Origin of the sequence: Neobacillus sp. YX16, from assembly GCF_030123505.1 — a bacterium.
In the GTDB taxonomy this organism is placed as follows: Bacteria; Bacillota; Bacilli; order Bacillales; family Cytobacillaceae; genus Neobacillus.
Genome location: NZ_CP126115.1, coordinates 2684540 through 2707047, shown reverse-complemented (window position 1 = coordinate 2707047; position 22508 = coordinate 2684540). Strand labels below are relative to the sequence as shown.

20 protein-coding genes and 1 riboswitch are annotated in these 22508 nt (G+C 39.1%); of the genes, 6 read left to right on the top strand and 14 right to left on the bottom strand.

What is annotated here, in order from left to right; all coding sequences use genetic code 11:
* Nucleotides 1–14: 14 nt before the first annotated feature.
* Nucleotides 15–155, bottom strand: a riboswitch (cyclic di-AMP (ydaO/yuaA leader).
* An 81-nt stretch (nt 156–236) separates the two neighbouring features.
* Both QNH48_RS12905 and QNH48_RS12900 read left to right on the top strand, forming a co-directional pair.
* Nucleotides 237–365, top strand: coding sequence for a bacitracin ABC transporter ATP-binding protein (locus QNH48_RS12905; RefSeq protein ID WP_283955267.1), 129 nt, complete (start codon nt 237–239; stop codon nt 363–365).
* Nucleotides 366–498: 133 nt separating this feature from the next.
* Entirely contained in the window at nt 499–1818 is a 1320-nt protein-coding gene (locus tag QNH48_RS12900) for a YheC/YheD family protein (RefSeq protein WP_283955266.1), read from the top strand.
* A gap of 24 nt (nt 1819–1842) precedes the next feature.
* Here the strand turns inward: QNH48_RS12900 and QNH48_RS12895 are convergent, their stop codons facing one another.
* Together QNH48_RS12895 and QNH48_RS12890 are read right to left on the bottom strand one after the other, a co-directional pair.
* Nucleotides 1843–2085, bottom strand: coding sequence for a glutaredoxin family protein (locus QNH48_RS12895; protein WP_283955265.1), 243 nt, complete (start codon nt 2083–2085; stop codon nt 1843–1845).
* A gap of 26 nt (nt 2086–2111) precedes the next feature.
* Nucleotides 2112–2606, bottom strand: a complete 495-nt coding sequence (locus QNH48_RS12890) for a metallophosphoesterase family protein (RefSeq protein ID WP_283955264.1) — start codon at nt 2604–2606, stop codon at nt 2112–2114.
* Nucleotides 2607–2856: 250 nt separating this feature from the next.
* Here QNH48_RS12890 and QNH48_RS12885 point away from each other — a divergent pair, with 250 nt between their 5' ends.
* The gene (locus QNH48_RS12885; protein WP_283955263.1) at nt 2857–3414 is read left to right on the top strand and encodes an undecaprenyl-diphosphatase; all 558 of its coding nucleotides are present in this window, start codon (nt 2857–2859) and stop codon (nt 3412–3414) included.
* 11 nt (nt 3415–3425) lie between these two features.
* Here the strand turns inward: QNH48_RS12885 and QNH48_RS12880 are convergent, their stop codons facing one another.
* The 6 genes from QNH48_RS12880 to QNH48_RS12855 all read right to left on the bottom strand — a co-directional run bounded on the left by QNH48_RS12880 (nt 3426) and on the right by QNH48_RS12855 (nt 11998).
* Complete coding sequence (locus QNH48_RS12880; RefSeq protein WP_283955262.1) at nt 3426–4208, bottom strand: alpha/beta fold hydrolase; 783 nt, start codon at nt 4206–4208, stop codon at nt 3426–3428.
* 395 nt (nt 4209–4603) lie between these two features.
* Nucleotides 4604–5941 (bottom strand): YjiH family protein, encoded by a 1338-nt coding sequence (locus QNH48_RS12875; protein ID WP_283955261.1) that lies wholly within the window; start codon nt 5939–5941, stop codon nt 4604–4606.
* Nucleotides 5942–6069: 128 nt separating this feature from the next.
* Nucleotides 6070–7077 carry an agmatinase family protein gene (locus QNH48_RS12870; protein WP_481858472.1) on the bottom strand — a complete coding sequence of 336 codons (1008 nt, stop codon included), beginning with the start codon at nt 7075–7077 and terminating at the stop codon, nt 6070–6072.
* Entirely contained in the window at nt 7040–8347 is a 1308-nt protein-coding gene (hutI, locus tag QNH48_RS12865; protein ID WP_283955260.1) for an imidazolonepropionase, read from the bottom strand. The genes QNH48_RS12870 and hutI overlap by 38 nt, the downstream gene beginning before the upstream one ends.
* 12 nt (nt 8348–8359) lie before the next feature.
* A complete protein-coding gene (gene hutU, locus QNH48_RS12860) occupies nt 8360–10033 on the bottom strand; it encodes a urocanate hydratase (RefSeq protein WP_283955259.1) in 1674 nt (557 codons plus the stop codon).
* A 483-nt stretch (nt 10034–10516) separates the two neighbouring features.
* Nucleotides 10517–11998 (bottom strand): helix-turn-helix domain-containing protein, encoded by a 1482-nt coding sequence (locus tag QNH48_RS12855; RefSeq protein WP_283955258.1) that lies wholly within the window; start codon nt 11996–11998, stop codon nt 10517–10519.
* Between the two features lie 186 nt (nt 11999–12184).
* Here QNH48_RS12855 and QNH48_RS12850 point away from each other — a divergent pair, with 186 nt between their 5' ends.
* Nucleotides 12185–12595 (top strand): VWA-like domain-containing protein, encoded by a 411-nt coding sequence (locus tag QNH48_RS12850; protein WP_283955257.1) that lies wholly within the window; start codon nt 12185–12187, stop codon nt 12593–12595.
* Between the two features lie 52 nt (nt 12596–12647).
* Here QNH48_RS12850 and QNH48_RS12845 read toward each other — a convergent pair whose 3' ends face one another.
* The 6 genes from QNH48_RS12845 to QNH48_RS12820 form a co-directional block, all read right to left on the bottom strand.
* Nucleotides 12648–13460 carry a hypothetical protein gene (locus tag QNH48_RS12845; RefSeq protein ID WP_283955256.1) on the bottom strand — a complete coding sequence of 271 codons (813 nt, stop codon included), beginning with the start codon at nt 13458–13460 and terminating at the stop codon, nt 12648–12650.
* A gap of 199 nt (nt 13461–13659) precedes the next feature.
* Nucleotides 13660–14964: a UDP-glucose dehydrogenase family protein gene (locus QNH48_RS12840; protein WP_283955255.1), complete on the bottom strand. Its 1305-nt coding sequence runs from the start codon at nt 14962–14964 to the stop codon at nt 13660–13662.
* Between the two features lies 1 nt (nt 14965).
* On the bottom strand, nt 14966–15874 hold the full coding sequence (galU, locus tag QNH48_RS12835) for a UTP--glucose-1-phosphate uridylyltransferase GalU (protein ID WP_283955254.1): 909 nt from the start codon (nt 15872–15874) through the stop codon (nt 14966–14968).
* 142 nt (nt 15875–16016) lie between these two features.
* A complete protein-coding gene (locus tag QNH48_RS12830) occupies nt 16017–16793 on the bottom strand; it encodes a HipA family kinase (protein ID WP_283955253.1) in 777 nt (258 codons plus the stop codon).
* A complete protein-coding gene (locus QNH48_RS12825) occupies nt 16786–17904 on the bottom strand; it encodes a glycosyltransferase family 4 protein (RefSeq protein WP_283955252.1) in 1119 nt (372 codons plus the stop codon). Before QNH48_RS12825 ends, QNH48_RS12830 begins: the two co-directional genes overlap by 8 nt.
* Nucleotides 17905–17977: 73 nt before the next feature.
* Nucleotides 17978–19096, bottom strand: coding sequence for a protein kinase family protein (locus tag QNH48_RS12820; protein ID WP_283955251.1), 1119 nt, complete (start codon nt 19094–19096; stop codon nt 17978–17980).
* Nucleotides 19097–19440: 344 nt separating this feature from the next.
* Between QNH48_RS12820 and QNH48_RS12815 the strand changes: the two genes are divergently transcribed.
* Together QNH48_RS12815 and QNH48_RS12810 are read left to right on the top strand one after the other, a co-directional pair.
* Complete coding sequence (locus QNH48_RS12815; protein WP_283955250.1) at nt 19441–20106, top strand: TorD/DmsD family molecular chaperone; 666 nt, start codon at nt 19441–19443, stop codon at nt 20104–20106.
* Nucleotides 20107–20109: 3 nt separating this feature from the next.
* Nucleotides 20110–22482 (top strand): DMSO/selenate family reductase complex A subunit, encoded by a 2373-nt coding sequence (locus tag QNH48_RS12810; RefSeq protein WP_283955249.1) that lies wholly within the window; start codon nt 20110–20112, stop codon nt 22480–22482.
* The last annotated feature ends 26 nt before the right edge of the window (nt 22483–22508 follow it).

Genomic DNA, 22508 nt, shown 5'->3' with positions numbered 1-22508 from the left:
TCAACAAGCTCCACCTTCCTTCTCATTAACGCTTACGAGGTTAGCTGTCGGATTCGGGCCATTGAGTAGCCCTACCTTTTAAAGGATTCACCCCTTGGATATACTATCCATATGAATGGTTCCCCCGCACCAATTGGTCTCAGCGATTTAGAAATATGAAACTGTGATTATCATACTCCTGTGTTTATCAAATGTAAATTAAAATTTTCAAAAAAAATTAAGGATTGGTGAAATATATGTCAAAAAGAAAAAAGCCGCTATTGACAGATGAATTTCTAGATGAATTGGCTAACGAAATCAATCAAATATATGGTGCACCTAAAGAACAAGAAGAAGATAAAAAGAGTGATGAAAAAGAGAAATAATCGCACCCCTCCTTATACCGGTATAACAATGGTACACTTGTCCAAATTGTTAGAATCGCTCCCATTTTAAAGACAAACTGATTATTGGTACATATAATAACGTATCCAGTATTTATGGTTGGGAGGAATAAAAATGGATAATGTTATTCTGATATCAAAAAACACCACTAACAGTGGGATATTGACTCTTCATCCCAAATTAGCAGAATCAATGGGAATTACTCAAATTACAGCTAGAAAGATCAGATTCGGAGGAAAAACCTATCAATCAATTGTAGATATTTCTGATAAACTGCCCTTGAATGGGGCAAGCCTGTCTGAAGATATTTTGGACATGCTGAACATACCTCAGCATTGCAGCCTTGAAATCAAACAAAATGGCAATGAAATACAAATAGGACCCTTTATAGGTTTACTTGCTGGTTATTATCAAAGCTCAATCAAGAAATATCTTGAACAACTACGAGATTATGTCTTCCTTTATCATGAGATTAAAGGGGCAATTCTTGTCTTTTCTCTTGACCATGTTGATAAAATCAATCATACAGTGAAAGGATATCTATATAATCCTCGGACAAAACAATGGGAAGAAGGTACCTACCCATATCCTGCCTCTATTTTTGTGATGACATCTTCTGTAAGCTCTGCATGGATTCAACATTTCAAATCTGTCCTTGGCGATGTCGTTTTTAATGATTTCTTTCTCACTAGATTTAATATTCACAAGAAATTAGCAAGTTCAATTGGTGTTAAATGTTACCTGCCCGATACCATTCTTTATGGTTCTCCTCAAGATCTGTACTACTTTTTAAAGAAATTCCCTAATTTAACAGTTAAACCACTTAACAACGCAAATCGCTCGGCAATAAGAGTTTATTTGAAAAACTCGAATTCTCTCGTTATATCTAATTTGAGAACCTTGGAAACGAAGACTTTCAAATTTAATAATCGGGATCAAGCCTTTTCCATTTTTAAACAATATTTTAAAGATGGAGAATATTTGATTCAGGAATCGATTGATGTAACAGGCTATCGAACAATCTCGATACGAATCATTACTGTTAAAGATCAATCAGGTCAGTGGATGGCTATGGGGTTGTTTACCCGAGGAGACCAATCTGGAGAGAATGAAGGTAAATTAATGCCTTTGGTTAAATTTCAAAAAGAGATGGTATCAGATTTCTTGCAGCAAAGTGATTTGTATGCCTCCCTGACCTATCAGGAATTAACCCACATTGCTATTGACACCGTCAAAGAAATTGAGAGCATGGGGGTACATTTTGCTAATGCAGCTGTAGATATAATAATCGGAGAATTAGGCGATATCTGGATTTCTGAAATTGATTACTTCAATCCCTCACATGAAATAGCACTAGTCGCCGGTTATCCGAACCTATACTATGAAATCTTAAAAACCAATATGCTTTATGCGAAAAAGCTAGCGGGCTATTAACAAGAACAAAAGAGCTAACCAAAATTAGCTCTTTTTTGCTATTTCCATTATTTCCTTCAGTTCATTTGTAAAACCTTTTACTGCTTTATTTCCTAACACCGTTACCGGAACGCCCAAAAAGCCGTACCTCTCAACTTCTGTTTGATAAGCTGTGTTCGTTGAAATATCCCTCACCTCAAAAGGTATGCCTTCCTCGGTTAGGACTTTTTTGACCATAGTACACTCAATACAGTCATTTGTAGTATAGACGATGACTCCTTCAGACATAGTTTATCCTCTCCTTCCAACCGTTGTTACACTTCATCAAAATATATAAGTTCTGCTACTATTTTATCACTTACGAAGAACACACCGAAAGAATACTGCTTCTGTCTCCTTTTGTCAGTTGGTGATCCTGGGTTGAAAATTAATATGTCCCCTTCATATCGGTTCACAGGGATATGAGAATGCCCAAAGATAATACAATCTACATTTTCACCTTCAAATGCTTCAATTGCACGTTTTTTCGTTGTTTTCCCCTTACCATGTCCATGGGTAATCCCGATTTTAAAGCCACATACTTCTACCATTTTTTTAAAAGGTACCAATCCAATTATTTCGTGGTCATCCACATTACCGTATACACCTTCAACTCTTGCATAAGACTGAAGATCTTTATAAACATCAATGGTTTGCCAGTCTCCTGCATGCAAAATCATATCTGAATCCTGCAATTCCTCTAATAATCTAGCTGGCAAGCCTTTTTTTCTTTTTGGTAAATGAGTATCTGAAAGTACGACAATTTTCACGCTTATTCCTCACTTTATTCGAAAAAATACTCTATTCCGTCTGGCAGCTTGCAGAATATCGATATTTCCCATCTTATTACGACAACAACATTTGACATCAGAACTCAGGTAATGTCTGTTCTTGCGCTTTCCCAAGAAATATAAAAAATTTCCCGAATTTTCAAATTAATACTTATTACAAAGAAACCGCTTACATAATTAATTATTTTAAGGAAAAAATATTGTCAGCACGTTATATGGAGGCATATTCATGGACGACAAAGTATTTAGATTAATAAATCAATTCACAGGCCGATATCGTTTTCTTGATACATTTATGATAATTATTTCTAAAAAACTCCGCTATCTTTTTGCGTTAATTTTGTTAATCATGTGGTTTCGAAATAACATACATAAAAGACTTACTACCTTTGCAGGAATTTCTGCAGTTATTACATTACTGCTCACTAGTGTAATTAAATTGGTTTATTTTAAGGCTCGACCATTTTCAAAGAAAAGGGTTAATCTATTAGCTCCGGTCCCTTCAAAAAAGGATTCTTCATTTCCAAGTAAACACACGACCTTAGCATTTGCAATAGCAATTTCAGTACTTTTTTACAAGCGCACATTAGGTTGTATCCTGTCAGTATTAGCTTTCCTGGCAGGTTTATCTCGTATTTGGATGGGACAGCATTATCCCTCTGATATTATTGGCAGCGCGATGTTAGGAAGTATAGTTGCTTTATGGGTAAACTTTTCATCAAACTTTTGGGATCTCTTTATTACCCGAGTTATCCATACCTACAATCGTTTCTTTTCTTTAAAATAACTATAGTTTCCCTACATATTTTTCTCGTTATGTGATTTAACAAAATCGATAATCAAATGGTTTAATTCTCCCGCTGCTTTTGTAGGTATTTGATGTTTTTCCTTATCAATGAACTTTAAATCACTGTCTAGCAATTTATCTTTTAAGAGATTCGCATACCGATGAAATGATTTGTCTTTCTTCCCATAGACCATTAATATGGGAAGATCGATATTTTCTAATTGATTTGTACAATTATATTTTAAACTATATTGGTAATATTGATTAATATTTCTGGCATTACCTTTAACTGCTTCATTGTACAATTTTCTAAACGTCTCTTTTGTATCGGAATTGCCCCATGTAATCGCCTGCGCTAGAAAAGAAAATGTCCTAGGATTTGCAAGTTTAACCGCTAAAGAAATCCTTTTCCTCAAATAAAAATCGCTAACTTCCGACATTCCACTAACTAAAATACTCCCAAAGGATCTGTTGGAATAGGTCAGCATGAATTCCAAGGCAATAGAAGCTCCAGTCGAATAGCCGCATAAGTAAGCTTTTTCTATCTCTAAATGATCTAATAAATGTTTAATATCTTCGATAATTAATGTATACGTAATCGGTTTGATTGAATACTGGCTTCTTCCATGCCCTCTTATATCAAAAGAAATCACTTTAAAATCATGAGATAGTTCATCTATTTGGTATCTAAAATTCTCACTCGTAAGTAAAGGAGGATGGATAAAAACTATAGAAGTTCCATTTCCTTTTACATTATAATACAGGCTGACACCGTTCACATTAAGCATTGGCATTATCTGTTCACCTCAATGGTCATTTTAATAAGTACATTTCAGGATAAAGGAGGTTCGCAGAATCACTTTATGGAATATAATAGACCTGCTTTTGTTATTATACCTTCATTTATCAGTCAGAATTCATAGCCAATTAAAAGGATGTTCATCAGCCGTCAACTTCCAAAAGAAAAAAACTGTTCTCTTATAAAAGGAACAATTTTTTCTTTTGGCTCTGTTAATCTATTTTGTTTATACTTGCTAAATCCAATCCCCTTCCACTGGCTCGCACGACAGACTACTCGATTGTTCCTCACTAAGGGGTATCACCTGGCTCATGTTCCCGCTGGAGTGTCGCGAATTTCGCAAAAATCATTTCATAAAAAATCAACATTCACCTTTAACACAGCTTTCAATTAAAGAAACAAGAAAGCAATTGGCGTGACTAAAATTAATGTTAATACTGTCCGTTCAAACCAAATTATGATTAACTGTGGAATACTTATCGGTATTTCAGTTGAAAGGATACTAGGAATAGATGCCGAAAAGAATAGAATGGATGAAATGGCAACCGTTGCGATGATAAACTTTGTTATTAAAGGAGCATCGACTACGAGTAGCGCAGGCAGGAACATCTCAGCAATTCCAACTGCAGAAGCTTTTGCTGCAAGGAAAGGTTCTGGAATTTGTAAAGCCCAAGTAAATGGATAAAAAATATAGCCTACAATATCAAATACAGGTGTATATTCAGCCAAAACCAAACCAATTAGTCCGACAGATAAAATGGAAGGGAGAATACTCATGGTCATAATAAATCCTTCTCGCAGGTTTTCCCATAAATTCTTCCCAAGACTTAAAGAATTATTTGCCCCTTCCATTGCATGTTTCCATGCATGCTGCAAAAACTTTTCCTTAATCACTACCTCTGGGTCTGCTTTATCCGAAATATACACTTCGCTCATTTTATTTAATGGCCAAATTCTTGCGGTAAGTGCGGTAACTACATACGTGATCACTAATGAGACCCAAAAATACAAACCCCATAGATGCATAATACCGAGAGTTTTGGCTACGACAATCATAAATGTCGCAGAAACGGTTGAAAACCCCGTTGCGATAATGGCAGCTTCTTTTGCCGTGTATTTTCCTTCTTTATAAAGGCGATTAGTCATTAATAAACCAAGAGAGTAACCACCTACTAAATCAGCTACCAAATCCACAGCTGAACGTCCAGGGGTTTTCCATATCGGCCTCATGATTGGCTGCATTAATATCCCAATAAATTCTAGTAAGCCGTATCCAATAAGGAGCCCCAAAAATAAAGAACCTATTGGAACAACTAGACCTACAGATACAACTAACTTTTCAAAAAGGAATGGGCCCATATTTGGAGCCATCAACCATGCAGGTCCTACCTTAAAAAATAATAGAATGGCAACAAAGAATCCTAGTACTTTTAAGATAGAAAATACTATCGTAACCTTGTCCTTATTCCATGTTTTTGAAATAAACGGATAAACAGCCCCTAATAAAATTACAATGAAAGCATAAACAGAGACGAAAGAAGGGAAACTTTGTTTAATCCACGTTACCATATGATCAATAGGAATTGACGAAACATTATTTAAGGTAATAGGAATAAAAAACATAAAACTTCCAATTAAACTATAAATCAAAAATTTCAGAATATTTTTAGTAGAATAAATTTGTTTAGCATCTGGTTCTACTTTTATCTTAAGATTCGGTGCACCCATACCCATCCCCCTAGTATAATTTACCATCCTAATTTCATCCAAATTGTCCACCCGAGGTGGACAATTTGGATGAAATGTCTTTTTGTGGTGCCTGTCACCGTAGCTATCAATTCGATATCAACTGCTATCTAGTTGCTAGCACTTTGTCGAAGCATGACTCCCGTAAGGAAAGTTAGGAATACGTGAGTTCCGAGTTTCACTGTTGGCTGGACTTGTGTGTCTTTTTGCGGATCTAGACAGACGATGTCCATTGCTTTTACTTTTGGATGACGACCTGCTGCTAGTACCCCTTCTAGCAGTTCTTCTGTTGTCATGCCCCCCGGCGTTGATGCCGGTACCCCTGGAGCATAGGCAATATCTAACACGTCCATATCTACTGTTAAATAAATGGTATCAACCTTTGAAGATAACTCTTCTAAGCATTGCAGAACGGTTTCTTCTATTCCCTTTTTTCTAGCTTTACGGAGTGTAAAATAGTTGACTCCTTTTTCATCTGCATACTGTTTTAAATCCTTGGTATTAAAAAATCCATGGAGACCAATGTTGTACATATTGTTCCCTACTACCACACCGCTCTCAATTAAATTTCGCATGGGTGTTCCGTTAGAAGGTCCATTATCTGACAAATCCCGTAAATCAAAATGGGTGTCGAATTGCAATATCCCAATTTTTTCTGAAGGCTTTGCCTGATTCATTCCCTTCACCATCATCGCTGTGATGGAGTGGTCTCCACCAATGGCACAAACCTTCGAATTAAAGAAATGCGTATAAATAGCTGCTGATGCTTCAACAATATTCTCATGACACTTAGCAATATCCGTAACATGCATAGGAACGTCTCCTGCATCAAGTGCAGTCATTTCAGACAAATCGACATCATCATCTAGATTATAAGTAGCAAAGCCCCGCCATGAGCGTCTGAAGGCTTCGGGAAATTCTGAAGCACCTGAAGCACTAATCGATGAACGGGACAAAGGAACACCGAGGATGACAACCTCGGCGTCCTTGCACTTTTCAGGGTCAGTCAAAGCAGTAATTGGCTGAATCCATTCATGAACCTTCAACCCTGCCCCATTTTCAGGCCTTACCCACATAAAACTAGAAGGATTCATTTTTGGATAGAGAAAGTTCTTCAACTAATTGACCTCCCCTAACAACTACCTTTCCAGACTTCACGACTGTATGCGTATGATTAACCCCATATGAGTATTGAAGTTTCATATAATTATCAACACTAAATATCGTGATGTCGGCTTTTTTACCAACCTCTAAACTGCCAATTTCTAGGCCGCGATTAATTGCATGTGCAGCATTGATCGTCGCGGCAGTAATCACCTCTGCAGGCGTCATCCCCATTTTCAAACAGCCAAGATTCATAATAAACGGTAAAGACACTGTTGGGGATGAGCCAGGGTTACAGTCGGTCGATAATGCAACCGGCACACCTAAATCAATCATTTTTCTACCATTTGCTGAATCCGCCATTAAAAAGTAAGCGGTTCCCGGGAGCAGCACGCCGACCACACCTTTTTCAGCCATCGCCTTCATTCCATTCTCAGACGCTCTTAATAAATGGTCTGCAGATATCGCCCCCACCTCGGCAGCTAATTCAGCTCCCTCATATGGCTCGATTTCATCCGCATGAATCTTAGCCATTAATCCGTGACGCTTCCCTGCCTCTAGAATCCGCTTTGATTGTTCAGGGGTAAATACACCATGCTCACAAAAAACATCATTGAATTCTGCCAATCCCAGCGCCGCCACCTTTGGAATCATTTCATTTATGAGCAGCTCCACAAATTGATCTGGATTCTCTTTATACTCTTTTGGAACGGCGTGTGCGCCCATAAAGGTAGAAACAACATCGATGACGTGCTTTTCATTGAGCAATTTCGCGACTTCAAGCTGTTTAAGCTCCGTTTCCCACTCCATCCCATAGCCGCTTTTCGCTTCAACTGTTGTCACGCCGTGACGCAGGAATTGATTTAAGCGTTCAAAGCTTTCTTCAAAAAGCTCTTCATGAGAGGCTGACTTTGTTCTTCTAGTCGTGGCATGAATCCCGCCGCCGCTATTCATGATTTCCATGTAGGTGGCTCCTTGCAGCCTCATATTAAACTCATTTTCCCTGCTTCCAGCAAAAACAAGATGGGTATGAGGGTCTACAAGACCTGGTGTTACAAGCTTTCCACTTGCATCCACAATCTCAGCTTCACTTAGACGGTCTTGATATTTTTCAAAGAGTACTTCATCTTTATCTACAGCACAGATGACTCCGTTCTCAATCCATACACTGCCATTTTCAATCACACCAAGCTCAGACATCGCTTCCTTTACAAGGGGAGCCTGTGAACTTCCCTGTAATGTCACGAGCTGAGAAGCATTTCTAATAAAAATTGGTTTAGCCAACCCTATCACCTCTTAGTCTTGATTCAGCATTGGCATTTTGATGCCTTTTTCCTTTGCTGTCTTAATCGCTAGCTCATATCCTGCATCAGCATGACGAACAACGCCCATACCAGGATCTGTTGTTAATACCCGTTGCAAACGAACTTCTGCATCCTTTGTACCATCTGCCACAATGACCATTCCGGAATGCTGAGAATATCCCATACCTACTCCGCCGCCATGGTGAAGGGAAACCCAGCTGGCACCTCCGACTGCATTAATCATGGCATTGAGAATTGGCCAGTCAGAAACGGCGTCACTTCCATCCTTCATTCCTTCTGTTTCCCGGTTAGGGGATGCAACAGAGCCTGCATCTAAGTGATCACGGCCAATAACAATCGGTGCCGATACTTCACCAGAGGCAACCAGGTCATTAATGATTTTCCCTAAGCGCGCACGATCTCCATATCCAAGCCAGCAAATACGAGCCGGAAGCCCTTGGAAGCTAATTTTTTCCTGTGCCATTCTTACCCATTTACAAAGATGCTCATCATCCTTAAATTCACAAAGTAGCACTTCATCAATTTTACGAATATCCTCAGAATCCCCTGACAATGCCGCCCAGCGGAAGGGTCCTTTTCCTTCGCAGAATAATGGACGGATATACGCTGGCACGAAGCCTGGAAAATCAAACGCATTTTCTACTCCCTCGTCCTTCGCCACCTGACGAATGTTATTACCATAGTCAAAGGTTATAGCACCTTTTTCCTGCATCTTCAGCATAGCCTTTACATGGATGGCCATGCTTTGCTTCGAAAGTTTTATATATTTTACAGAGTCATTTTTTCTAAGATCCCTTGCTTCTGCTAAGCTGTAACCAACTGGAACATAACCATTTAACGGATCATGAGCAGAAGTTTGGTCAGTTAACACATCCGGGATAAACCCTTTTTCAATCATAATCGGCAAGAGCTCAGCAGCGTTTCCAATCAAACCGATTGATAACGCCTTGCCAGCCTTTCTTGCCTCCAATGCAAGATTAATAGCCTCTTCTAAATCGCTCGTTTTTACGTCGAGGTAAGCGGTTTCAATTCTTCGATCGACTCTAGTTTCATCAACATCAATCGCCAGACAAACTCCATCATTCATGGTTACAGCTAACGGCTGTGCGCCACCCATGCCTCCAAGACCGGCAGTTAAAGTAATGGTATGCTTTAGTGATCCGCTGAATTCTTGTCGTGCCAGCTCCGCGAACGTTTCGTAGGTTCCTTGGACAATACCTTGCGTTCCAATATAAATCCAGCTGCCCGCTGTCATTTGTCCGTACATCATTAACCCTTTTTTATCTAACTCATGGAAATGCTCCCAGTTTGCCCAGGCAGGAACTAAATTGGAGTTTGCCAGCAACACACGAGGTGCGTCCTTATGTGATTTGAAAACTGCAACAGGTTTACCTGATTGAATTAATAATGTTTCATCATTTTCTAATTCTAGGAGTGATTTTACAATTGCATCGTAGGATTCCCAATTACGTGCCGCCTTCCCAATTCCACCATACACCACTAAATCCTCTGGTCTCTCTGCTACTTCTTGGTCAAGATTGTTCATTAACATTCTTAGTGCAGCCTCTTGAATCCAGCCCTTAGCATGTAATTCTGTCCCTTTATAATTCTTAATTACTCTTGATTTAGATGTACTAGCTTCCATACTATTCACTCCTCTATGTCTTTTATCTCTCCTTTATTATAAAAATATAATCTTCTGAAAAATACAAATCAATCATTAGAAAATTAGCACTATTTCTCTATATAACTCGTTTATTTTTAGCCTATAACTATATTATTTTTAGAAAAGTATACTTTTATTAGAAAAGCTATGTTGAATCGGGCTGTTGATTTGTGCTCCACTAAGGATAGCTTCTTTGAATAATCACCGCAGTGACAGGCCGTCTATGCCTGTCACGAGGCGGTTCGGGAAGCCACCTCGCCGCTAAAGCGCCTGCGTGGTCTACACTGTCCCGTCCTCCTGCAGGACATTGATTTACTTCCTCGAATCTGCCCACGCACGAAGAAAATATGATAGCATTTTCGAGGAGTCTCGCGCCTTCCGCACAAATCAACTTTCTTATATCCACATTTACCTTTAACACAGCCATAAAAAAAAATAAGACCCAGTATGTTCTAGGTCTTATCACTTTTTATTCATCCTATATTCTCTCGGCGTTACTCCGAATACCTCTTTAAAGATTCTGCTAAAGTAATTGGGATTATGAAAACCCACCAACAGTGCTACTTCCTTTACTGGCTTATTGGATTCAAGCAAGTACCTTTTCGCTTCCTTTAGTCTTATACCTGAAAGGATGTCCGTAAAGCCTTTACCTGTTTTTGAAATGAGCAAATGGCTAAAATATGATGGATTTCTGTCGACATACTTTGCCACATCCTCTAGCTTTAGATCCTTGTTAGCAAAATGGGACTCAATAAATGCAATTCCTCGCTCTACGAGGTCTTGTTTGAACAACTGGGGATTAGAGCCTGCTGCTAAAAATAATTTTTGAACAAATAAGATTAAATTTTGTACTGACCGATAGAGCACACTATCATACAAAATGGAATGAAAGATATAGCGGTACTCTTTTTCATAATTTTGCTGTTCGTCTAAATCATAGGTTTTCATAAAGCGTCTTATTTGCGCTAAGATGCTCGTTAGCCTAATTCTTACCAATCCTGGATCTGGATAAGGATCTTCCAATTGGAGAAATTCATCATAAAGCCATTTTTTTATACCTTCTATATCATGATTTGCTAGCATGTCCACCCATACCCTTTGTTCAGGGGGTGCCAAAAAAGGATCGATATGTATCCATTCAGGAGTATACTTAAACTCCACAATTTGCCGATAGCCATGATAATAGGTAAATTCCAGCATTTTCTGCGTTTCTATAAATTTTTCTTTAAGGCATTCTTGTGGTAATTTATTGTTACGTACCACAATAGCAAGCGTGTCAGAGAATTCCTCTTCCCATTTTCTCATTGCCTTTTGGCACTGTTCTTTACTATTCTGGCAAGTTTCTATAAATAAAAGAACAACCATATCGTTTAAAGGGAATATCCCATGAATTTCTTTAAAAGGATAATCGGTTAAAAATGAATACAGGACATCAAGGTTCTTTGTATTTTCAATTTTAAACGCAGCCATTTTATAGTCCTCTGAAACTGCACGCTCTGAAATAAACAGTGCCTCATAGGATAATTCCTTATAGAATTGTAAAGGAGGAATAGCTTTCGAATCCAGTTTCTTATCCAGTCCTTTTGTTGCTTTTTGATAAGCAGACTTCACCTTGGTGGCAGAAAACGGTTTAATCATTAGCTCTAGGGCTTGAAGGTCAATCGCTAAGCGAGCTTTTTCAAAGGTAGCCTCCGCACTTGTTAACAGCAAAATAGGTTGATAGATTTGTATTAAATCTCTAAAGCTAGACCAATTATCGCTGCTAACCATATCCAGTTCTAATAAAATGATATCCGGTGACTCTTTCTCAAATGTAACGATAAAGTCTTGATAATTGGAGGCTAATAGTATCGTGGACACAGGTATGGAGGATGATTTTAACAGCCATTTTAATCCCTCTCGTTCATTTAGATCACGATCTGCAATCAACCATTTCCCTTCCATTAAATTCGCTCCCATCTAAAAATAGTGCTACTAATATAATAAAAGTATACATCCTATGTGATAATCTACAACTATTTTCTGTTTTTATTTCTTATACATAAAACGAAATAATTTTAATCGAATTCATAGGTTCATTATGAGCATAATAATTTTTGTGACTATTGATAGAGAGGGGAAAAACTAGGGATGAAATGGCACAAAAATTTACTAAAAATCATACAGGACCGTCAAGGTAAAAAACTGGCTTTAATCGTAGATACCTCTACAAATGAAACAAAAATTGATCTCATCACAAATATTGTTACATTTTTCAAAGAGCTAACTCCTGGAACCACACTCGTCCAAGCTGATTTTAAAATTCGGACTACAGAGCCAATTACACAAAACACTGAAATTAAGTATCACACTCATGGTAAGGCTTCTTATACCTTGGCTTTGGAATGGGCGGAAGAGGAGAAAATCGATACCGTTTTCTATATCACCGATTTAACAGGATTTTTACCGGAAGACATGCAAGTACCCTATGAGGTTTACTGGCTAGTTCCGACAGAATTTGTTCCGAAAGCACCTTTCGGTAAGGTGATGAAGATTGTATAGTCTCAAAAAAAGTAAAACTCCTCAACACTGCTGTTGAGGAGAATCACTACTATTAGCTTTTAACAATTTTAGATGGATTGTTTACTTTATATAGAACCGCTGCATCAACAACGAACTCTTCTTCTACATCCTTACCCTTTGCCAATTTCTTCTTTGCCACTTTTCCGTCAAATTCAAGTTGATCTCCTGGTGCCAATTCAAACTTCTTAAGAGTTTTACTGTGGCTGCACCAAGCAAGTCCAAGTTCAAGTGGCGGTTCTTGTATGATTTGGACATTTTCAAGAACGACGACTTCATCATTTTCTTCATTAAATGGATTGTACGTAAGTGCAAACTGCTTAACGCTTGCGGTAAAGTGTACTTTATCTGCTGGAAGCTCAATTTTTGGTTCTTGCTCTTTTTTCGGTTTTGTTGCCTTTCGTTTTTTAGGCTCAGATTTTGGTACTGGTTTTAATTCAGATGTTTTTGCCTCTGCTTGAGACTCTGAACCCTCTGAACCGAGTTCTGGTGTACTGAAATCCTTCTCCTCAACCTGAAGCATGCTCTCTCTGCCAAAACTGGAAGCCTGCATTTCCTTCAGAAAAGCTGGGTTGATACAGCTCAAATTACCGTCCTGAAACTCTATTACAAGCGTGTTAAACTCATCTGACTTTCCGTACGTTTCGTACCCCTTAATCGTCACCACACGCTGGTAATTCCTCTCCTTAAACAAAAACTCCCGCTTCGCCTCCTTAGCAGACGAAAGCCCCCACTCCTTCAACTTCTCACGGTAATGCTCATCATCACGAAACCCCTCAAAATCCCCCTTAGGAGGAACATAACGAGTCAAACCACTTCGCTCCAACTGCTCATGTTCAATTGCCATCTTTTCACACCTTCCTATGGTGACAGGCACCACTAATGTACAAATGTCCGTCTCCAGTGGACACTCAACATTCTTCAATGAGATTCATTATGTATTTTCAGTTGCTACTTTGATTATTGTATCAAAGTTTGCTTCTAATGAAAAAAGCTAAGGCATGATTTTTGCAGTCAAATATCTCTGCAAGGATCATGCCTGGTTATTATATAATGATGGGTGGTTTTCCTACTGGATAGTATTCTACGGCTCTACATGCCCGGATTCTTTCTTCAGAAAGACAGTTCCTGCCGTCGAAGATGATGGGTTCTTTCATATTCCATATCATCTCAGCTACATCTATACGTTTAACCTCGTTCCACTCGGTGACAATAAATACGGCGTTCGCTTCTGCAAGGGCTTCATGAATGGAACCAGCATATTTAATGGTATCTCCGATAATTTTTCTTGCATTTTCAGTAGCAACGGGGTCATACGCAACGACTTCTGCTCCTAATTTTGTTAATTCCACCGCAATCGGAATAGACGGTCCTTCTCTCATATCATCTGTTTCTGGTTTAAAGGCTAGACCTAGCATCGCAATTTTTTTGCCTTTTAATCCTCCAAATCGCTTTAATGCCTTTGTTACCAACAATTCTCGCTGATATTCATTAATGGCAATGGTCTCTTTTAATAACGGAAATTCAACTCCATTTAACCCTGCGGTATGCAGCAATGCTTTTACATCCTTTGGAAAACAGGAGCCTCCATAGCCGATCCCAGCGTTCAAGAACGCTTCACCGATCCTCTTATCCTTGCCCATTCCTCTAGCAACATCTTGTACATCTGCACCGACTGCTTCGCATAAATTGGCAATTTCATTAATATAACTGATCTTCGTTGCTAGGAAAGCATTCGAAGCATATTTTATCATTTCAGCACTTCTTGTACTTGTTAAAAGCATTGGCACATTTAATGGTCGATACATCTCTTGAATTTTCCCTGCAGCCTCTGCACTTTCCGAACCAATAATGATTCGATCAGCTTTCATAGTATCCTCAATGGCAGAACCCTGGCGGAGAAATTCAGGATTCGACACCATTTTCACCTTAAAACCACACCGGTCTTCCATCATTTTTTTGACAAAATCATTCGTTCCAACTGGCACTGTACTCTTAATAACAATGATGTTCTCAGGAGTTATATGGGAGGAAATATCTTCTGCAGCTTGTACTAGAAAGGAAAGGTCTGCTGCACCATTATCACCTTGAGGCGTTCCAACCGCAACAACAATGATTTCTGCGTCAGCTAACGCCTCATTAATAGTGGTTGTAAAATGTAATCTGCCTGCGACCATATTAGAAGTTAGTAAATCTTCAAGACCAGGTTCATAAATGGGGGAAATCCCTTTACGTAATTGATTAATCTTTTGTTCATTAATATCGATGCATGTGACATGGTGACCGATTTGTGATAAACAAACACCTGTTGACAGCCCTACATAGCCTGTACCTAAAACAGCAATCTTCATATCAATTATCAATCTCTTTCCTATTATTTTGACCGGTTTCGTTCTCTGTTACTTCTTGCAAATAGGCTAACACAGATTCTCGGATATCCTCCCGGCTTAATGCGAAATCAATGGTGGCCTTAATAAAACCAAGTTTATCTCCGATATCATAGCGGCTTCCCTGAAAGTTATAGGCAAAGACGGCCTGGTGTTTATTCAGTTCATTTATTGCATCAGTCAGCTGTAATTCATCCCCTCGACCCATTGGAATTCGCTCTAAGATTTCAAATATCTTTGGACTTAATACGTAGCGTCCCATAATCGCAAATCTCGAAGGAGCCTCTTCAATGCTTGGTTTCTCAATAAGAGAGTCAATATGAAATAAATCCGATTCAATCATCGTCCCCTTTGGCTTAATAATTCCATATTTACTGACATCATTTTCTGATACAGTTTGAACGGCAACAACCGAACTATTATAATATTCGAATACATCAATGACTTGCTTTAAGCAGGGAATTTCCGACATAACGATATCATCACCAAGTAAAACCGCAAATGGTTCGTCCCCAATCACACTTTTCGCACAAAGAATAGCATGTCCAAGCCCTTTCGGCTCTTTCTGGCGGACATAAACGATATTTACTAAGTTTGATATTTTTTGAACTTCCGCTAACATTTCAAGTTTGTTCTTTCTAAAAAGTGTGTCTTCGAGTTCATACGATTTATCGAAGTGATCCTCAATAGACCTTTTTCCTCTGCCGATTATGATGATAATTTCCTCAATTCCAGAAGCAACAGCTTCTTCAACAATGTATTGAATGGTTGGCTTATCAACAATCGGCAGCATTTCTTTTGGTTGTGCTTTCGTAGCTGGCAAAAATCTAGTTCCGAGGCCAGCTGCTGGAATAATGGCCTTACGGATTTTCATATGTTGTCTCCTTTCCTTTTCTCCTTAATCTTATATATGCAGGTGGACAACTTCCGGTCACGTTAGTAACCTATTAAATTCATTTATTTAAAAGTTCATTTTCTATAAAATAAAACTCCCTTCACAAATATAGCCAAGGGAGTCATTCATCTATTTCATGTATTGGCAGATAAACTCTTTTGATAAACCTTTCCATTAACTTTTTGAGTATTCTTTTACGACGTGTGTGCAGTGTACTAACAATCGCTTTTCTTTCTTCACTCGTAACCTGCCAATCTTCTGGAATGAGTGCGACAATTTCTTCTATTAAATGAATGGGCAGCGTTTGAATGATATCTAGCTCCTCTTTAAACTCCTCCTCATTCTTGATAAAACAGGCCATCATTTGATGGGTTGCACTTTTTAAAATGGTAATCGGCAGTGATTCAATATCTTGCAGTGTCCAATTATAGGAAGCAAACACTTCCGCATGATCGATAATCCACAAGCGATAGGAGTTCGGTTTGTCATCACATAGAATGATATTTTTCCTTGTTCGATCACGATTGCACATCCAGTAATCAAATAAAATAACACCTGCTAGTTTTTCATTATTTGAAATAGTAGGAACCTCTGTCACTTTATGTCCATCAAAACAGTCTGGCACGTAAAGACTTGCAAATTGGTATTGTGTTTGAGTCATTTGAGAGAGTTCAGGGTATTGTGAGGAAAACTCTTTAGGGATTTCTACTAATTGTGCAAAGGGTATTGGTAGTCCAAGGTACCTTGCTAGGCAATAGGAGACCCATTCATTTGCCAACGTTTTCTCAAATCCAGGCTGGAAATATTTCACGACATAGTCTCGTCCATCATTAAATGTTATCAAGTGTGCATTCGATTTTCCTTCTAGTGTTTTCTTGTATGCAATTGGTTTAATCATCCCTATGCACCCCATTTACGTTCTTGGAGTCGATTCCACCTATTTTTTTCAATAAATGAACATATTGTTCTGCCACAACCTCTATTGCGAACTTTTCATGGACGCGCTCAATCGCAGCCTTTGACATTTGTTGATGGAGGCTTGGGTTGTCCAAAATGCCAGAAAGCTGATTAACAGCATCCTCTACATTTTGACCACGAAAAAGCAGCCCATGCTCCCCGTGTACAACCAATTCCGTGACCGGCATCATTTTTGAGGCAACTACTGGTACACCACAAACCATTGATTCAATAAATGTATTACCAAAAGATTCGGTCTTAGTAGTTGCCAGCGTACAGCCGCCTGATTGGCGAATTTTCGCATAAACATGTGGCATTTGCTGATAGGGAATCACTGGGAACCATTTGACTATATCAGTGAGCTGCTCCTCCTGCCATTTCGCTGCGAATTCCTCCCGCTGTACACTTTGAGCACCACCAATCACCCAAAATTCAATATCATCCCGATGACTTTTCATGAGTTTTGCTACTTCTAATAACATTTGCCAGTTTTTACGTTTGTCCAATCTCCCAATCCATCCAATTATTTTTTTTCCATTTGGAAGGTGCGGTTCACTCTCATAATTTATCTCTTCGGCAGTCAATGCTTGGTAAAATGACGTATCGATGCCATTGTAGATGATATGAATCGGAATTTCGTCAGTTAATATGGAGACTAATCGTTTTTGATACTGTGATGGAACAATGATCACTTTCGGATCTATCCCTCTGAATGATTTTATATGTGGATTAAGCTTAATCAGTTCTGGGGTGCGTGCCTCTACTAACACTGGACCTTTATATTTTGCTTTACGAATCCATTTAAAAGCAGCACCCGTGTCAACAACAATAATGGCGTCATACTGATTGTTTTTAATAATCTTGGTAATCTCCTGTTCATCCTTTGTTAAATAAACGGGAGCGGCATCTTCCATAATGTGAAGCCCGCCATGATCCGTGGTGTATAAAAACTCTGTATCAATTCCATGTTTCTTAAAATAAATCGAGCGATTGCGCCAGCCGGCATTCACCCCGCCAACTGTCAGCAGACGCCAGATTACTAATACTTTCATAATGGTTTCTCCTCGTTTTCATTAGGCTCCTCCTCAACCCTGTTAGGTCTCTATGTTCTACCCTTAATATCGATTAACGACGTTTTTTATCCTTGCCTTTGTTCTTGTCTCGCTTATCGTCACGGCGGTTGCGATCATCGTATCTATCTCCCGAGTAGTATTTACCTTTACCACCCTTAGCGCCTTTGCTGCGACGCCCTCTATCGCCCTCGAAGCTTTTCCCTCTTCTGGAGTCACGTTCTCCCTCGAAGCTTTTCCCTCTTCTGGATTCACTTTCTCCTTTGGAGTTTCGATCTCCTTCGAAACGTCTTTGACCCTCATAACCGCTATCACTTTCTGGATGTCTTGACTCAAAACTTTGCTCAAGTTTGTCCCAATGTGCATCGATTTTTTCCATTACTTTTTCCGGATCTGCTCCACGTGCAAGCATCGTTTTGATCCATTCTTCCTTGAAAACCTTATGAACGAGACCCTGGAGGAGCACCACGTAGTTTTTCTCATCCGCTGTTGTCAATAAACTATTACTCAGATTTTTTATTTTATTCTTATCCGGTTCCTGCGGAAGAAGTAACTCCGTAATTTGCCTGGAGATTTCCTCCATACGGATGTAATGAAGCCATTCCATATATAATTCAGGTGCCATTTCTTGAACATGCGCCATAAAGACTGCTTTATTTTCTTCCCCTAAGGAAGTCAATAATTTACGTGGGTATGGATAAACTCGATCACGCCAAATAGTTCTCGCTACGTCAATTACCTTTAAACTGCCGTCAGGCTGCAGATAAATTTGACGCTTATGATGGTCAATTCTCTCATACCCAATTTTTTTGAACGTGATTAGCATTTCAATTAATTTTGCAGAAAGTGCCTTTGTTAATGGCTGTGATTGTAAAAATTCGCGTAAATCAACACCCCTGATAATTTCCATCACTATATAGAGTGGACCTTTCCCATAGAGCTTTGGAAAGAGAGAGGTCTGCTGCCCAAGGGATAAAGCATAATATTCGCGATCGCAATCCTCGGTATTCCCGAACACCTTTACACAGATGTCATCCGATATTTGAAAAACTGCACCTTGGCGTCCTTTTCCCATCATCACTAACGGTGTGTTATTAACCACTTCCACATCGGCATTAACCAGGTTTGTTACTTTAATGTTTTGCATCCATTGTTCTAAATTCTCAATATACATATTTTCACTCCTTCCTTTTCAAGTTGGCAGCTTGATTGGTTTCGTTATCTTGGCAGTATTCATTGGGATAATCGGCTTGTCTATTCCCTATTCCCTAGAAAAATTTACTGCCTATTATAATAAATTCAATTGATGTATAAAGTGTAAAGGCAATTGACTATAAAAGGAAAAATGTGTACATCTCCTTCTTTCCATTACAAAACCAAGTCCAAATGAAAATCATTCTCAAAGTCCAAATATTGTTAAAGAAGTCATTAAATTTTTCTTAACTATTTACAGAAAGAAATTTTCCAAGGATAACTTAGGTTACTATTAAAATAGTAGTTAGTTTGAAAGGAGAAATTATGTCTACAATCGAGAGCACCAAATGGAATGAAGCTTCCCTTTTACAGAATCGAATGTATATTAATCAATTAATACGTTTTATTTTTGATGCATCACCAGAAAAGGAGCAGTTATTTACAATAATAAATCATTCACAATGGAGGTCCCTTTGTGAAATCAGTGAAGGAATTCGTCTCATAGATGCTTCTATTCAAGAACTTCATGCAGATGACGGAGAGAAAACCAAACAATTGAAGGAAGAATATAATCGGTTATTTGTTGGTCCGAATTCTCTCCCTGCCCCACTTTGGGAATCTGTCTATTTAAGTCGTGAGCATTTACTATTTGATGAAATAACTTTGGAGGTTAGGAAGTGCTATCGAAAGTATGGTTTATCATTTATCCGCGAAAGTAACGAGCCTGATGATCATATTGTGATTGAATTAGAGTTTCTTAGTTATCTTATTCAAAAAACATTAGATTGCGAAGATGTTGAAACAAAGAAAGCATTATTGGACGATCAATATTCCTTTTTGAACAATCATCTTCTGAAATGGTGTCCGGCACTTTGTGAACTATTGAGCAAATCAACCCGATTTTCATTATACCAAGGTGCTGCCCTGCTTTTAGAAGAGTACCTCAATCTAGAAAATGAACTAATACCTGCCATGAAGGAGGCCTATTAAAAAATGGGTGATAAAAATCTATTATCTAAAATTGGCGAGAGTAAACTGTCAAGAAGGTCATTATTGAAATGGACAGGTCTTGCCTCTGTCCCAGTTATTGCCGGTGGTGTCTGGTCCACGAAATATTTATCTGAAAACAAAAATATTGTAGAAGCAAGTGAAACCATTGTTCCTACCTGCAGCACCTTAGACTGCGGTGGTAAATGTATGATAAAGGCGCATGTAAGGGACGGGGTAATTACAAGAATAAGTACCCGTAGTGATCAAGAATTAGATGAAGCTAATCCATATATGAAAGCCTGTGTAAGAGGACGCTCTTACCGGAAAAATCAATACCATCCAGATCGTTTAAAATATCCAATGAAGCGAGTCGGAAAACGCGGCGAAGGTAAATTTGAGAGAATTTCTTGGGAAGAAGCGGTTGCTATTATTACAAAAGAAACCAAACGGATTACTGAACAATACGGCCCAGCCTCCAGGTACGTTCATCAGGGGACCGCGGTTACTTGCGGTACAGTAGGCGGCGCTCAGCTCGCAAGAAGATTAATGGTATTAAGTGGTGGGTTTCTAAACTATTACCATTCCGTAAGTATGGGGAACACTGCTGCTGCAACACCTTATACATATGGTACCCACCAAACCGGGAACAGTCTCGATTCTCTCAAAGATTCAAAGCTGATTCTCTTATGGGGACACAACCCTTCTGAAACCATTTTCGGTAACACCCTTCATTATTATAAAAAATTAAAAGAAGCCGGAATCAAGATTATTTCGATTGACCCTCGATATTCCAATACGGCAGTTGCTTTTGCGGATGAATGGATTCCCTTATTACCAGGGACTGACAATGCACTTATGGATGCCATGGCTTATGTGATTGTCAATGAAAACCTGCATAACAAGGACTTTGTCGATAAATTTGTGATTGGTTTTGATGAGGAACACATGCCTGAAGGTGTGCCTGAGAAAGAATCACTAGTTTCATATTTATTTGGTAAAAAGGATGGAATCGAAAAAACACCTGAATGGGCAGAGCGAATTTGTAAGGTGCCTGCAGCGAAAATCGCAGAGCTCGCCCGTGAATATGCTACAGCTAAGCCAGCAGCCTTAATTCAAGGCTGGGGCCCGCAGCGTCATGCGAGTGGTGAGAGGATTGCACGCGGTGGAACGATGTTAGCTTCGATAACAGGAAATGTTGGTGTGTCAGGCGGCTGGGCATCAGGTTATGGCGGAATTCCAAGAAAATTCCCGATGGGTATCCCTGTTCCTGAAAATCCAGTAAAAGAGAGTATTTCCATAATGAACTGGACAGATGCGATCACCGATCCTAGCAAGGTCACTACCAAAAATGGACTTAAGGATGGCGATAAGCTTACATCTAACATTAAATTAATCTTTAATTTAGCTGGTAATTACTTAATTAACCAACAGCCTGATATCAATAAAACAAAAAAAATTCTAGAAGATGAAAGCTTAGTAGAGTTCATCATTGCCAGCGACCATTTCCTCACACCAAGTGCGAAATATGCGGATATTCTTTTACCAGAGACCACCTTCTTTGAACGCTGGAATATCGGTGAGTCATGGGCATCTGGAGATTATATCATTCTTTCAGAAAAAGTTGTGGAGAATTACTACGAATCGCGCTCAGATTATGACTGGTTATCAGAGGTGGCTGAAGGTCTTGGTGTAGGACAGGAGTTTACCGAGGGTCGCGATGAAATCGGCTGGATAAAATATATCTTAGATGAAACGAGAAAAGTCGAGCCGAGCACTCCAACCTTCGAGGAATTTAAGAAGAAACGGATTCATTATTGGCGTTATGATGGACCAAGGATTGCCTTCAAGGATCAAATTGAAGACCCTGCCAATCACCCATTTGAAACACCATCTGGAAAAATTGAGATATTCTCCAAACGCTTATATGATATGAATCATAGTGAAATTCCAGCGATTCCAATTTATATTCCTGAATGGGAAGGCGCACAGGATCCATTAAAAGCCACCTTCCCTCTCCAATGTATTACATGGAAAGGAAGAAACCGAGCCAATTCTACATTTGCTAACCACCCATGGTTAAAGGAAGTGGCTGAACAGGTGCTTTGGATTAACCCTGCTGATGCCGAAATGCGAGGCATTAAAAAAGGTGATAAAGTCAAAATTTATAACGATCGTGGCATTGTTATGATACCTGCCGAAGTCACCACCCGTATCATGCCTGGAGTCGTTGCCATGCAGGCAGGAGCTTGGTACAAACCAGATAAAAACGGAGTCGATACAGGAGGATGTGCCAACGTCCTCACCAGTCAGCGCATCACCCCGCTGGCTAAAGGCAACGCCCATCAAACCATGCTAGTCCAAGTACAAAAAGCATAACAATAAGCAAAAAGCCGGATTCCCAA